The organism is Tardiphaga robiniae (assembly GCF_001618955.1).
Lineage (GTDB): Bacteria > Pseudomonadota > Alphaproteobacteria > Rhizobiales > Xanthobacteraceae > Tardiphaga > Tardiphaga robiniae_A.
Genome location: NZ_LVYV01000012.1, coordinates 364,293 through 376,285, shown reverse-complemented (window position 1 = coordinate 376,285; position 11,993 = coordinate 364,293). Strand labels below are relative to the sequence as shown.

Genomic DNA, 11,993 nt, shown 5'->3' with positions numbered 1-11,993 from the left:
ACGTAACCCAGATCAGTTGACGATGTGTAGCGGAAGTCGGATCAATTCTTGTAATCGGCGTCCGTGCGCTCGAGCATGCGCTTGAAGGCCTCCCACTCGCTGTCCGGCTTGCCGCCTTCGGTGCCGTGCACCTTGTCGTAACCGCGGTCATACTGGCCGGCGGTGTGTGCGGCAATGGCGTGGGACGGGCGAATGACTTCTGCGCCGGTTGAAAGAATCGCGAGCTGCGCGCGGCAGGAGCGCTCCATGTTGAACATCAGCTTGAAGGCCTCGCCAACCGAGCGGCCGCAGGTGAGCAGGCCGTGATTGCGCAGGATCAGCACCATCTTGTCACCGAGATCGGCCACCAGACGCTCACGCTCGGACAGGTCCAGCGCGATGCCTTCGAAGTCATGATAGGCGATACGGTCGGTGAACTGCATCGACCACTGGTTCAGCGGCTGAAGACCATCCTTCAGGCACGACACGGCGACGCCGGCAACGGTATGTGTATGCAGCACGCACTGCGCATCGTGGCGGGCAGCGTGAACGGCACTGTGAATGGTGAAGCCGGCCGGATTGATGCCGAGACCGAGCGGATCGTCGACAACTTTACCGTCGACGTCGACGGTGACGAGGTTGCCTGCCGTCACTTCCTCGAAGCGCATGCCATAGGGATTGATCAGGAAGCGGTCCTGCGTACCGGGGACGCGCACCGAAATATGCGTGTAAATGCTGTCATCGAGGCCGAGGCGATGGATCAGGCGATAGGCCGCGGCGAGGTCAACACGGACCTGCTTGGCGGCATCGAGGGTCGGCGTAATGTTTGCATGCATATTCACAGGCGCGGTTCCCGGCTTTTTTTAAGGTGCGGGCAGGAAACACAATCGCATGGCAGCTCGCAAGATTAAACTGTCGACAATCGACGATTAATTCTTGTACAGGGGAAGAAACGGGTCCCCGCATGCGTTTGATTACTCCTCCAGTTGGTCTGACCGCCCTCGCCGACACCGATCTTGTCGGGCAGGTCGCACGCATCCTGACCCAGGCCATCATCAAGGGGCAGCTGCTGCCCGGCGCCAAAGTCGTCGAAGCCGGCATCGCCCGCGAACTCGGCGTCAGCCGCGCCCCTGTCCGTGAAGCTGCACGGTTGCTCGAGCAGCAAGGCCTGCTGGTCTCGCATCCGCGCCGCGGCTTCTTCGTCCGCAAGCTCGAAGCGACGGATATCGACGAGATCTACGACCTGCGCATTTGCGTCGAATGTCATGCCGGCGTGCTCGCCTCCAAGAACATGACGCCTGCCAATCGCGACATGCTGCGCCGGCAGATCGACGTCATGCATGAGACGGCGGCGATCGACGATCATGCGCGACAGATCGAGGAAGACTACAAATTTCACCGCATGATCTGCGAAATCGCCGGCAGCAAGCGCCTGTTGCGATTGTTCGACGATCTCGCTTCGGAGCTGCGGATGACGATCGGGCTGATCGGCCGGCTCTATGACGATCCGCATCGTATTGCGCAGACCCATGAAGCGCTGCTCGAAGTGCTCGAACAAGGCCATCCCGATATCATCACCGCGCGGATCGACTATCACATCGGCGCCGCCTGGCGCGAAGTCGGCAAACTCGTCCGCGAACTTCCCTCCTCAACGAATGGAGCCGCCCCGTGAAGGCAGTGTATTCCGACAAGCACAAGAGCCATGATCCGCAGTTCTTCCTTGTGCGCGGTCAGGTCCGTAAAACCACCGAACAGCCGGAGCGCGCCGAGCGCCTGCTGAAGGGCCTCGCCGACGGAAAACACACGATCATCGCGCCGACCGAATTCGGCCAGGGTCCACGCGCCCGCGTGCACTCGCCGGAATATCTGCGCTTCCTCGAAGGCGCCTGGGAAGAATGGATCAAGCTTCCGGACTACGGCCCGGAAATGATCGCCAATATCCACCCGAACCGCGTGGCGGGCAGCTATCCGACCCACATCACCGGCAAGCTCGGCTGGCACACCGCCGATACCGCAGCGCCGATCGGCCCGGGCACCTGGGCCGGCGCATGCGCCTCCACCGACGTCGCTGTCACCGCCGCACAGATGGTGATGGACGGCGAGGATGCCGTCTATGCACTCTGCCGCCCGCCCGGCCATCACGCCTATCGCGACATGGCCGGCGGCTTCTGCTTCATGAACAATTCGGCCATCGCCGCCGAGCATCTGCGCACGAAGCATGAGCGCGTCGCGATCCTCGATGTCGACGTGCATCATGGCAACGGCACCCAGGGCATCTTCTATGCGCGTCCGGACGTGCTGACGGTGTCGATCCATGCCGATCCCGTCGGCTATTACCCCTTCGTCTGGGGCTATGCCCATGAGAAGGGCGAAGGCAATGGCCTTGGCACCAATCTCAATCTCCCGCTTACGCTCGGAACCGGCGATGACGGCTTCATCGACGCGCTCGCCGTTGCCGAGAAGACCATCAAGTCGTTCGCGCCGACCGCCCTTGTTCTCGCGCTCGGCCTTGATGCATCCGAGCACGATCCGCTGGCCGCACTCAAGGTCACCACCCCAGGCTTCAAGCGCATCGGCGAAGCCGTGGCGCGCATGGGCCTGCCCACGGTGCTCGTTCAGGAAGGCGGATATCTCTCCGACATTCTGAGCGCCAACCTCACCTCGACCCTCGCCGGTTTCGAAGCCGTGCGCTGACCAAACCACCAACAATACGAAACGCGATCAAACTCGAAGGACACGTTATGTCGACCAATGCAGAAATCTTCGCACGCCGCGAAGCCGCCGTTCCCCGCGGCATCGGCCACTCCACCCCGATCTCGGCGCAGCGCGCGCTGAATGCCGAAGTCTGGGACGTCGAAGGCAAGCGTTATGTCGACTTCGCCGGCGGCATCGCCGTGCTCAACACCGGCCACTGCCATCCGACCATCATGGCTGCCGTGCGCGAGCAGATGGAGCGTTTCACGCACACCTGTTTCCAGGTGCTGCTGTATGAGCCCTATGTGACGCTGGCCGAACGCCTCAACAAGCTGGCCCCGATCGACGGCGCCGCCAAGACCGCTTTCTTCACCACCGGCGCGGAAGCGACCGAGAACGCCATCAAGATCGCGCGTGCCTCGACAGGCCGCGCCGGCGTGATCGCCTTCACGGGCGGCTTCCATGGCCGCACTCATATGACCATGACCATGACCGGGAAGGTGTTCCCCTACAAGAAGGGTTTCGGCGGAGCCATGCCGGAAGTCTGGCACGTACCGTTCCCGGCCGCGCCACTCGACGTCACGGTTGAGGAATCGCTGAAGTATCTCAGCTTCTTGTTCAAGGCCGATATCGATCCGGCCCGCGTTGCCGCCATCATCATCGAGCCCGTCCAGGGCGAAGGCGGCTTCCACCAGGCGCCACCGGAACTGATGCGCGCGCTGCGCAAGATCTGTGACGAGAACGGAATCGTCTTCATCGCCGACGAGGTGCAAACCGGTTACGGCCGCACCGGCAAGATGTTCGCGATGGAACATTATGACGTGAAGCCCGACCTCATCACCGTGGCGAAGAGCCTCGCCGGCGGCTTCCCGCTGTCGGGCGTAATCGGCAAGGCGAAGATCATGGACGCCGCCGATCCGGGCGGCCTCGGCGGCACCTATGCCGGCAATCCGCTGGCCGTGGCCGCAGCCCTGGCCGTGCTCGATGTGTTCGAGAAGGAGAAGCTGGTGGAGCGCGCCAACCATATCGGCGAGCGCATCACCACGCGTCTGAAGAAGATGCAGCAGCGTAACGATCTCGTGCCGATCGCCTCGATCCGCAATGTCGGCGCCATGATCGCCTTCGACATCGTCAAGGAGCGCGGCTCGGACACGCCGGACGCGGAACTGACCAAGAAGGTGACGCAGAAGGCCACCGAAGAAGGGCTGATCCTGCTGTCCTGCGGCGTCAATTTCAACACCATCCGCGTCCTCGTGCCGCTGACCGCCCAGGACGAAATCCTCGACGAAGGCATGGAAAAGCTCGAACGCGCGCTGACCGCCTGAGCCCACTCACAAGAAAAGGAAAAACAACATGGCTCTCAATCCCGCACTCCGCGACAAGATCATCGCCGCCGTCGACAAGGGCTTCGACGCCCAGGTCAAGTTCACCCAGGACATGGTGCGCCACGTCTCGACCCGCGGCAACGAACACACGATGCAGGACTTCATGTTCCGCGCCATGAAAACGCGCGGCTACAAGATGGAGCGCTTCGAGATGGACCGCGCAGCGCTTGGGCACCATCCCGGCGCCGGCGCCTGGGACGACCTGCACTCGACCGCGCCGATCGTGGTCGGCACGCATTATCCGCGCGAGGAAAAAGGCCGCTCGCTGATCATGCAGGGCCATGTGGACGTGGTGCCGGAAGGCCCGCTCGACATGTGGGCCACCCCGCCCTACGACCCCGTGATCCAGGGCGACTGGATGCAGGGCCGCGGCGCCGGCGATATGAAAGCCGGCTGCGCCTCCAACATCTTCGCCCTCGACGCATTGAAGAGCCTCGGCCTTCAGCCCGCGGCGACGGTCTATCTGCAGTCGGTCGTCGAAGAAGAGTCCACAGGTGACGGCGCGCTGATGACGCATCTGCGCGGCTACAAGGCCGATGCCGTGGTGGTGTCGGAGCCATCGCACGAGACGATCACCCGCGCCAATATCGGCGTGGTCTGGTTCCAGGTCGAAGTCCGCGGCGTGCCGGTGCATGTGCAGCGCATGGGCACCGGCGCCAATGCCATCGACGGCGCCTATCGGATCATCGGCGAACTGCGCAAGCTGGAAGCCAAGTGGAATGCGACCAAGGACCAGCACGAGCACTTCAAGAACATCGAAAAGCCGGTCAACCTGAACATCGGCAAGATCGCCGGCGGCGACTGGGCGTCATCGGTCCCGGCCTGGTGCAAGGTAGATTTCCGCATCTCGCTGCTGCCCGGCAAGACGGCCGAAGCCGCTAAGAAAGAGATCACCGACTGCGTCGCCGCTTTCGCGCATCAGGATCCGTTCCTCTCGAACATCCCGCCGACCGTGACCTTCAACGGCTTCCAGGCCGAAGGTTACGAGCTCAAGCCCGGTTCGGACGCAGAAGCCACGCTCGCTGCCGCGCATGAAGCGGTGTTCGGCCAGAAGCCGAAGCCGGAAATCTCGCTCGCCTATCTCGACAGCCGTGTCTATGCGCTGTTCGACAATGTGCCGACGTTGAACTACGGCTGCATCTCGCGCGGCGTCCACGGCTTCGACGAAGGCGTCAACCTGCCCTCGCTGAAGAAGACGACGACGGCACTGGCGCTATTCATCGCTGAATGGTGCGGCGTGGAAGAGATCAAGGCGTAATCAATCAGGCCTCGGCCTGAAGATGGAGGCGGCGGAGCAATCCACCGCCTTTTTCATTTCTGCCAGCTGCAGATGCCGCCTGTGCGGCACGGCCAGACTTGCACGCGCGTGTCCGCCGCATTGGCGTTCAGCGGATTGCCGCGATGGGTAACCTTCTTCTGCGCAGCAGCGCGCTGCGCCACCGGCTTCGCGGCCTGTGCGCGCGCAACGCGCGGCGCTGCCTTGGCCGGATCGGCTTTCACATTCGCCTTCGCATCAGCCTTGGCCTGGATCTGCACGTGTTCGAATGACGCAGGCGGGCCCAGTAATTTCGGCGACAGCACGGCCTTCTGCAGGTCGAGCAGCAGATAATCGCCGGGCTTGTAAGTGTCGGCTTGCGCAGCACCAAAACTCGCCAGCAGCGCAATACTGACCGAGGCCGCAATCAGATGTCTCAAACTCATTTACGCCTCCTGAGGCCGGTTCCCGGCTTCTGGACTAACAATGTCTCTAAGTTAAGCACGGATAACGTTGAATCCAGCCCCGAGTTTCCTCTGAAAGTGCCTGTGGCACAGGCATTTCTGGCGGTAAGACTAACCGTCCATGGCGGGCCTGCCCGATTGATCCAGCGCAATGCGACTCCGCCCCGCTGCGCCGACCCTCCGCTCAATCACTTTCAGCAGCGGAGACCGCCATGACATCCGTCCAGCCCTATCCCGTCGTCAGTAATCTCATTGAACGCATTGGCGACTGGTTGATCCAGCGCCGCCAGCTTAACGAACTCAGTGCGCTCGACAGCGGCGAGTTCAAACGCATGGCTCATGAGCTTGGCCTTGCGCCAAGCGATCTCGATACGATCGTGCGCAGAGGCGTGAACGGTGCGGAGGAATTGCCGCAGATGCTCCGCGCGCTCGGTTTTGACGAGGCCGCCATTGCGAAGATCCGGCCGCCTGACATGATGGAGATGCGCCACGCCTGCGCCGGTTGCGCACACAAACGGGCCTGCGGCGCCGATCTCGCAGCCAAAACGGCGGCGGCGAATTACGAGAACTATTGCGCCAATGCCAACGACATCACGCTGCTGGCCCGGGCTGTGGAGTAGATTATTCTCCACCTTTACTAAAAATGCTCGAAAAGCCGGCCAGGTAAGCCTAATCGGTTAGGTTAAGATTTGGTTTAAGTTGCGACAAAACCCGGCTGGGATAGCGTCGATCGCGTCGCGCAGTGGGGTGCGGAAGTCGCTTTCCAACCCCGAATTTCAATGCACGGCACGGGACCGCCGTTATTACCTGCGTCGGCGGTCCCACCCCTTGGCCGACAATCCTGACCACCCAAACACGCAGCCGTTACCCATCACGCGACCTGCGTCATGCTGCGATTGCGTGCGTCCGATCACGTGTAGAGCATCGGTAGCGCCTAGATATCAGCGAACACCTCCAGCAAATTCCCGTCGGGATCGCGAAAGAACAGCGTGCGATGTCCAAAGGACTGATCGGTCGGCGGTGACACGATATTGATGCCTTGCTTCAGCAATTCCTCGGCACACGCATCGACCTCCGTAACGGAAACCTTGAAGGCGAGTTGAAGTGCTGCGCTGCCAACCGGGACCGGACGATCCGACGCGGTGCGGCTTGGTATGGCCAGAGCTAACGTGTTGCCGCCGATGCGAAATTCTATCCAGTCGGACGACAGCACGCGCTGCAGCGAAAAGCCGAGCACCGTCTCGTAGAAGCGACGCATCGCGTCCATGTCGCGGACGAAGATCACCGTGTAGTCGATGGCGCGAATGGCTTGAAAGGCTGACTTGGTGCCTGCACCCTGTTCATCCATTCCGGCCTCTCCATGTTCATCCCGCGAGATGATCCATCAGCGTCAAGCCTCGCACGGCCGGTTGCGCGCCTACAACTGCAAGGCACATTGCGCCTGCGCGTCATCGCAACGCAACAGAAGTACACGTTGTGAATGCTCGCAATTTAATCCGCGACACAGTGTTGCTGCGCGCAATCTTCCTTGACTTGCTCTCGCCGCACTTGGCAGTCTGTGATCACACAAAAAAGCATCGGGCAACGACCCAGATGCCTCTAGGGAGAGACACCATGGACTCATTTCTGAGGCCGCTTGCGGCTGCGAGTATGATTGTTGCTGGCGCCCTTGCTTCCACTGCTCCAGCATCTGCCCAGCAAGCGCCGATCAAGATCGGCATTCCGACTTCGGTCCAGCTGCAGGTCGGCCGCGATACGCAGAACGCCGCTAAGCTGGCTATCGAAGAGATCAACGCCAAGGGCGGATTGCTCGGCCGCAAGCTCGAAATGGTTGTCGCCGACGAGACCGAGAATCCCGAACAGGGCATCGCTGCAATCAAGAAACTCACCGCCGATGACAAGGTCAACGTGCTGATCGGCGGCTATACGTCAGGCGTCACACTGGCCCAGCTGCCGCATATTTCCAACGCCAAGACGATCTATATCGGCGTCGGCGCGGCCTCCCCGGCCATCACCGCAAAGGTGAAAACAGACTATGAGAACTACAAATATATCTTCCGCGCCTTCCCCATCAACGCGGCGCATCAGGCGCGCGCGCTGGTCGACTTCATCAACGGCAAGCTGAAAGGCGAGATGGGCCTGAAGAAGATCGCCATCGTCGGCGAGAACGCGAAATGGGTGCAGGATCTCGTTCCGATCCTGAAAAAGGGCGCGACCGACGGCGGCACCGACGTGACGCTGGCCGAATTCTTCGACACTTCGACTTCTGATTTCTCGCCGCTGTTCGCCAAGGTGAAGAATTCCGGCGCGCAGTATCTGATCGTCGTGCTCTCGCATGCCTCATCGGACATCTTCGTCAAGCAGTGGCATGACGCGCAGGTGCCGATCCCGATCGGCGGCATCGACGTCAAGAGCCAGGACGCCGACTTCTTCACCCGCGTCAGCGGCAAGGCCAATGCCGAAACCGTCGGCATGTTCGCCATCCGCGCGCCGCTTACCCCGAAGACCATTCCATTCTGGGATGAATTCGTGAAGCGTTTCGGCACCGCGCCCGTCTATACCGGCATCGGCGCCTATGACGCGGTCTATGTCTATGCCGATGCCGTGAAGCGCGCCAATTCCATCGAACCCGACGCTGTCATCAAGGAGCTGGAAAAGACCGACCATGTCGGCATCGCCGGCAAGCTGGTGTTCGACGAAGTACACGATGTGAAGACCGGCCCGGGACTGCAGAACCTGCTGTTCGTGCAGTGGCAGAAGGACGGCGCCCGCGTCGTGGTCTGGCCGAAGGAAGCCGCTACCGGCCCGATGATCGCACCGCCTTGGATGAGCAACTGATTTGTTGATGGCGGTCATCTGACCGCAGCGTAACCGCGCGGCCGGCGATCCCTCGCCGGCCGGAAAACGGGAGAAGCGAGCCCGAAGAAGTTCGCCCTCCGCCGTCCGGTCTTCAACAGCGGGTTCTCATGCTTCAGATTCTGATCTACGGCGCGGTCTCCAGCGCCATCTATGCGATGCTGGCCGTTGGTTTCACCCTGATCTTCGGCGTCGCTCGCATCCTCAATCTCGCCCATGGCTCGTTCTACGCACTCGGCGCCTATGCGGCCTATGTCCTCACCTCGCTGCTCGGCGTTCCGCTCTTCATCGCAGCCCCGCTGGCGGTATTGATCGTCGCGGGCTTCGGCGTGGTGATGGAACGTTTTCTGGTGCGTCCGCTGCGCTCGTCTCAACTCGCCGTGCTGATGATTACCCTCGCCGTCTCGCTGGCTGTCGAACAGGCGCTGTTCATCACCTTCGGCTCCGAATATCGCAACGTGCCTTCCTTCGTGGCTGACAAGCTCTCGATCGGCGGCGTCGATATCTCCGGCCAGCGCCTGCTCGCCCTTGTCGCCGGTGTCCTCGTGCTGCTCGGCCTCTGGCTGTTCATCCAGCGCACGCGCCTCGGCGCGGCGATCCTCGCGGTATCGCAGGATCCGGAAGCCGCGCAATATATGGGCATCCCGACCAACCGCATTTTCTCCATCGTGATGGCGATTTCCGCCGGCACCGCGGCGCTTGCCGGCGTGCTGGTGTCGCCATTCCTCACGGTGCAGCCCACCATGGGCCTGCTGCCGATGGTGAAGGCCTTCGCCATCGTCATCGTCGGCGGGCTCGGCTCGATCCCCGGCAGCATTATCGCGTCGCTGATTCTCGGCTATTCCGAGACCATCGTCGCCTATCTGATTTCAACATCATGGACCGAGCTGGTGTCGCTGGTCGCAGTCGTCGTCACGCTGATGATACGCCCGTCGGGACTCCTCGGGCGACGGGCGGCATTCTGACATGAAACGCATCGCCCCCATCGACATCGCAGGCGGCATCCTCGTCGTCGCCTTTCTCGCTTTGCTGCCCATGTTCGCCGCCAGCAACTATCTCACCGGCGTGCTCACCGTCTGCGTGATCTACGGCATCTGGGCTTCGAGCTGGGACTTCATGTCCGGCCTCACCGGGCGCGAGAACTTCGGCCACTCGCTGTTCATCGGCGCCGGTGCCTATACCGCCGGCTTCCTGTCCTCGATCTGGTCGGCCAATCCGTGGATCAGCCTGCCGCTCGGCGTCGTAATCGCTATCGCCTTCAGCCTGCTGGTCGGCTTCCCGACATTGCGGTTGCGTGGGCCTTATTTCGCGCTGGCGATGCTGTCCGCTTCGGCGATCCTGCAGCGGCTGTGTCTGATCTTCTGGGAATATACCGGCGGTGAGGAAGGCATCTACGGCCTCGATCCCCTCATGAAGAACCCGCTGCATTACTACTGGTTCGTGCTGGCGATTCTCGCGGTCACCGTGATCGCGCTGACGCTGCTGGCGCAATCGCATTGGGGACTCCTGCTGCGCGCGATCCGCGGCGACGAGGCGACCTGTCAGGCTGCCGGCATCAATGTCACGTTCTACAAGATCGTGTCGCTGATGATCTCGGCCGGCTTCGCCGGGCTTGGCGGCGCGCTCTATGCGCATTACCAGCTGCAGGTGTCACCGCCGCTGTTCTCGGTCGTGGTCTCGATCACGGTGATCATCATGGTCTATGTCGGCGGTATCGGCTCGATCTACGGGGCTGCAGTGGCCGCAATCCTGTTGACGCTGCTCACCGAGATGCTGCGCGGCTTCGGCGAATACCGGCTGTGGATCTACACGCTGACTTTGATGCTGATCCTATTCTTCCTGCCCAATGGACTGATCGCGCCGCTCTGGCGCCGGCTGACGGAGCGCCTGCGATGACCGACCTGCTCGAAGTCAACGGCGTGACCAAGCGCTTCGGAGGTCTCACCGCCGTGAAGAACGCGAGTTTTACGCTGAAGAAGGGCGAGTTCACCGGGATTCTTGGACCCAACGGCGCCGGCAAGACCACGCTGTTCAACATCCTCACCGGCTTCATGCAGCCGACCACCGGCACTATTCACTTCAACGGCGAATTGGTGCGCGAACTTGCCCCCTACAAAGTGGTCAATCGCGGCATGGCGCGCACCTTCCAGCTCACGCGTCCCTTTGTCGGCATGAACCTGCTGGAGAACGTGCTGGTCGCCTGCATGTCGCCGCGCGCCAGCGAGGACAAGGACAAGGAAGCACGCGCCAGCTATCTGCTCGCCCAGGTCGGTCTCGGCGGACGCGACAAGGAGCCAGTGGAGACGCTGCCTTACGGCGACCTCCGGCGGCTCGAAATCGCCCGCGCGCTGGCGACCCGGCCGGACCTGTTGCTGCTCGACGAGCCCTTCGCTGGGCTTGGCAGCAGCGAGATCGAACAACTGGCACAGCTGATCCGCAGGCTGCATCGCGAGGAGAACCTCACTATTTTACTGATCGAACACAAGCTGCGCGAGTTCATGGCACTCGTATCGCGCGTGATCGCGATGAATTTCGGCGAGATCATCGCCGTCGGCCCACCGGAAGAGATCGTGAAGAACGAGAAGGTGATCGAAGCCTATATCGGCAAGACGGAGGAAGCCCATGCCTCTGCTTGAAGTCGCCGATCTCAAGGTCAGCTATGGCAAGGCGCTGGCCATCGAATCCGTCTCGATCAGGGTCGAGAAAGGCGAGCTCATCGGCGTGCTCGGCCCCAACGGCGCCGGCAAGACCACACTGCTGAAGGCGATCTCGCGCTCGATCGCATCCCAAGGCACACTGAACTTCAAGGATGCGTCGCTGCACCCGATCGAGCCATATAACGTCGTCGCCAAGGGCATCTGCCACTGTCCCGAGGGGCGAAAACTGTTCTCGGAATTGTCGGTGCTGAAGAACTTGCAGCTCGGCGCTTACCTGCGCAAGAACAACGCCGACGTCCAGAATGACCTGGAGCGCGTCTTCACGCTATTCCCGGTGCTGCGCGAACGGCAATGGCAGCAGTCCAGCACATTGTCCGGCGGCGAACAGCAGATGGTGGCCATCGGCCGCGCGCTGATGGGCCGGCCGGAGCTATTGCTTTTGGATGAGCCGTCCGTCGGCATCGCGCCGCGGCTGAAGGGACTGATCTTCGATTCGATCCAGCAGATCAGGAAAGACGGCACCGCGATCCTGATCGTCGAGCAGGACGCGACATCGACGCTGCGGATTGCGGATCGCGTTTATGTGCTGGAACATGGGCGGACGATCCGTGAGGGAACGTCAGCGGAGATTGCTGGCGACAAGTATATCCAGCAGATTTATCTGGGGGTGTGACGGAGCTGCGCACCGGCCTTGAGCTCCCTC

13 protein-coding genes are annotated in these 11,993 nt (G+C 61.8%); 10 read left to right on the top strand and 3 right to left on the bottom strand.

What is annotated here, in order from left to right:
- Positions 1-41 precede the first annotated feature (41 nt).
- Positions 42-815: a class II aldolase/adducin family protein gene (locus A4A58_RS15015; RefSeq protein WP_068733354.1), complete on the bottom strand. Its 774-nt coding sequence runs from the start codon at positions 813-815 to the stop codon at positions 42-44.
- A 128-nt stretch (positions 816-943) separates the two neighbouring features.
- On the opposite strand from A4A58_RS15015, the gene A4A58_RS15010 reads away from it, so the two are divergent.
- From A4A58_RS15010 to A4A58_RS14995, 4 genes are read left to right on the top strand one after another with little or no spacing between them, the layout of a single operon-like run.
- Positions 944-1,651 carry a GntR family transcriptional regulator gene (locus tag A4A58_RS15010; protein WP_068733352.1) on the top strand — a complete coding sequence of 236 codons (708 nt, stop codon included), beginning with the start codon at positions 944-946 and terminating at the stop codon, positions 1,649-1,651.
- Positions 1,648-2,673 (top strand): histone deacetylase family protein, encoded by a 1,026-nt coding sequence (locus tag A4A58_RS15005; RefSeq protein ID WP_068733351.1) that lies wholly within the window; start codon positions 1,648-1,650, stop codon positions 2,671-2,673. The genes A4A58_RS15010 and A4A58_RS15005 overlap by 4 nt, the downstream gene beginning before the upstream one ends.
- 47 nt (positions 2,674-2,720) lie before the next feature.
- Entirely contained in the window at positions 2,721-3,998 is a 1,278-nt protein-coding gene (gene gabT, locus A4A58_RS15000; RefSeq protein ID WP_068733349.1) for a 4-aminobutyrate--2-oxoglutarate transaminase, read from the top strand.
- Between the two features lie 28 nt (positions 3,999-4,026).
- Complete coding sequence (locus A4A58_RS14995; RefSeq protein WP_068733347.1) at positions 4,027-5,316, top strand: ArgE/DapE family deacylase; 1,290 nt, start codon at positions 4,027-4,029, stop codon at positions 5,314-5,316.
- Positions 5,317-5,369: 53 nt separating this feature from the next.
- On the opposite strand, the gene A4A58_RS14990 is transcribed toward A4A58_RS14995, so the two are convergent.
- Complete coding sequence (locus A4A58_RS14990; protein WP_086937056.1) at positions 5,370-5,759, bottom strand: hypothetical protein; 390 nt, start codon at positions 5,757-5,759, stop codon at positions 5,370-5,372.
- A 230-nt stretch (positions 5,760-5,989) separates the two neighbouring features.
- Here A4A58_RS14990 and A4A58_RS14985 point away from each other — a divergent pair, with 230 nt between their 5' ends.
- Positions 5,990-6,397, top strand: a complete 408-nt coding sequence (locus A4A58_RS14985; protein ID WP_068733344.1) for a DUF6455 family protein — start codon at positions 5,990-5,992, stop codon at positions 6,395-6,397.
- A gap of 314 nt (positions 6,398-6,711) precedes the next feature.
- On the opposite strand, the gene A4A58_RS14980 is transcribed toward A4A58_RS14985, so the two are convergent.
- Entirely contained in the window at positions 6,712-7,125 is a 414-nt protein-coding gene (locus A4A58_RS14980) for a VOC family protein (RefSeq protein WP_068733341.1), read from the bottom strand.
- A gap of 266 nt (positions 7,126-7,391) precedes the next feature.
- Here A4A58_RS14980 and A4A58_RS14975 point away from each other — a divergent pair, with 266 nt between their 5' ends.
- The 5 genes from A4A58_RS14975 to A4A58_RS14955 all read left to right on the top strand — a co-directional run bounded on the left by A4A58_RS14975 (position 7,392) and on the right by A4A58_RS14955 (position 11,963).
- Positions 7,392-8,615 (top strand): ABC transporter substrate-binding protein, encoded by a 1,224-nt coding sequence (locus tag A4A58_RS14975; RefSeq protein WP_068733339.1) that lies wholly within the window; start codon positions 7,392-7,394, stop codon positions 8,613-8,615.
- Between the two features lie 128 nt (positions 8,616-8,743).
- Complete coding sequence (locus A4A58_RS14970) at positions 8,744-9,598, top strand: branched-chain amino acid ABC transporter permease (RefSeq protein WP_068733337.1); 855 nt, start codon at positions 8,744-8,746, stop codon at positions 9,596-9,598.
- Between the two features lies 1 nt (position 9,599).
- Positions 9,600-10,529 carry a branched-chain amino acid ABC transporter permease gene (locus tag A4A58_RS14965; RefSeq protein WP_068733335.1) on the top strand — a complete coding sequence of 310 codons (930 nt, stop codon included), beginning with the start codon at positions 9,600-9,602 and terminating at the stop codon, positions 10,527-10,529.
- Entirely contained in the window at positions 10,526-11,269 is a 744-nt protein-coding gene (locus A4A58_RS14960; protein WP_068733334.1) for an ABC transporter ATP-binding protein, read from the top strand. Before A4A58_RS14965 ends, A4A58_RS14960 begins: the two co-directional genes overlap by 4 nt.
- Positions 11,256-11,963 carry an ABC transporter ATP-binding protein gene (locus tag A4A58_RS14955; protein WP_068733332.1) on the top strand — a complete coding sequence of 236 codons (708 nt, stop codon included), beginning with the start codon at positions 11,256-11,258 and terminating at the stop codon, positions 11,961-11,963. The genes A4A58_RS14960 and A4A58_RS14955 overlap by 14 nt, the downstream gene beginning before the upstream one ends.
- Positions 11,964-11,993: the final 30 nt, after the last annotated feature.

Bases quoted from the DNA above. Each gene is read 5' to 3' on its own strand.
- A4A58_RS15015 (WP_068733354.1), bottom strand. From the start codon at position 815: ATGCATGCAAACATTACGCCGACCCTCGATGCCGCCAAGCAGGTCCGT.
- A4A58_RS15010 (WP_068733352.1), top strand. From the start codon at position 944: ATGCGTTTGATTACTCCTCCAGTTGGTCTGACCGCCCTCGCCGACACC.
- gabT (WP_068733349.1), top strand. From the start codon at position 2,721: ATGTCGACCAATGCAGAAATCTTCGCACGCCGCGAAGCCGCCGTTCCC.
- A4A58_RS14995 (WP_068733347.1), top strand. From the start codon at position 4,027: ATGGCTCTCAATCCCGCACTCCGCGACAAGATCATCGCCGCCGTCGAC.
- A4A58_RS14990 (WP_086937056.1), bottom strand. From the start codon at position 5,759: ATGAGTTTGAGACATCTGATTGCGGCCTCGGTCAGTATTGCGCTGCTG.
- A4A58_RS14985 (WP_068733344.1), top strand. From the start codon at position 5,990: ATGACATCCGTCCAGCCCTATCCCGTCGTCAGTAATCTCATTGAACGC.
- A4A58_RS14980 (WP_068733341.1), bottom strand. From the start codon at position 7,125: ATGGATGAACAGGGTGCAGGCACCAAGTCAGCCTTTCAAGCCATTCGC.
- A4A58_RS14975 (WP_068733339.1), top strand. From the start codon at position 7,392: ATGGACTCATTTCTGAGGCCGCTTGCGGCTGCGAGTATGATTGTTGCT.
- A4A58_RS14970 (WP_068733337.1), top strand. From the start codon at position 8,744: ATGCTTCAGATTCTGATCTACGGCGCGGTCTCCAGCGCCATCTATGCG.
- A4A58_RS14965 (WP_068733335.1), top strand. From the start codon at position 9,600: ATGAAACGCATCGCCCCCATCGACATCGCAGGCGGCATCCTCGTCGTC.
- A4A58_RS14960 (WP_068733334.1), top strand. From the start codon at position 10,526: ATGACCGACCTGCTCGAAGTCAACGGCGTGACCAAGCGCTTCGGAGGT.
- A4A58_RS14955 (WP_068733332.1), top strand. From the start codon at position 11,256: ATGCCTCTGCTTGAAGTCGCCGATCTCAAGGTCAGCTATGGCAAGGCG.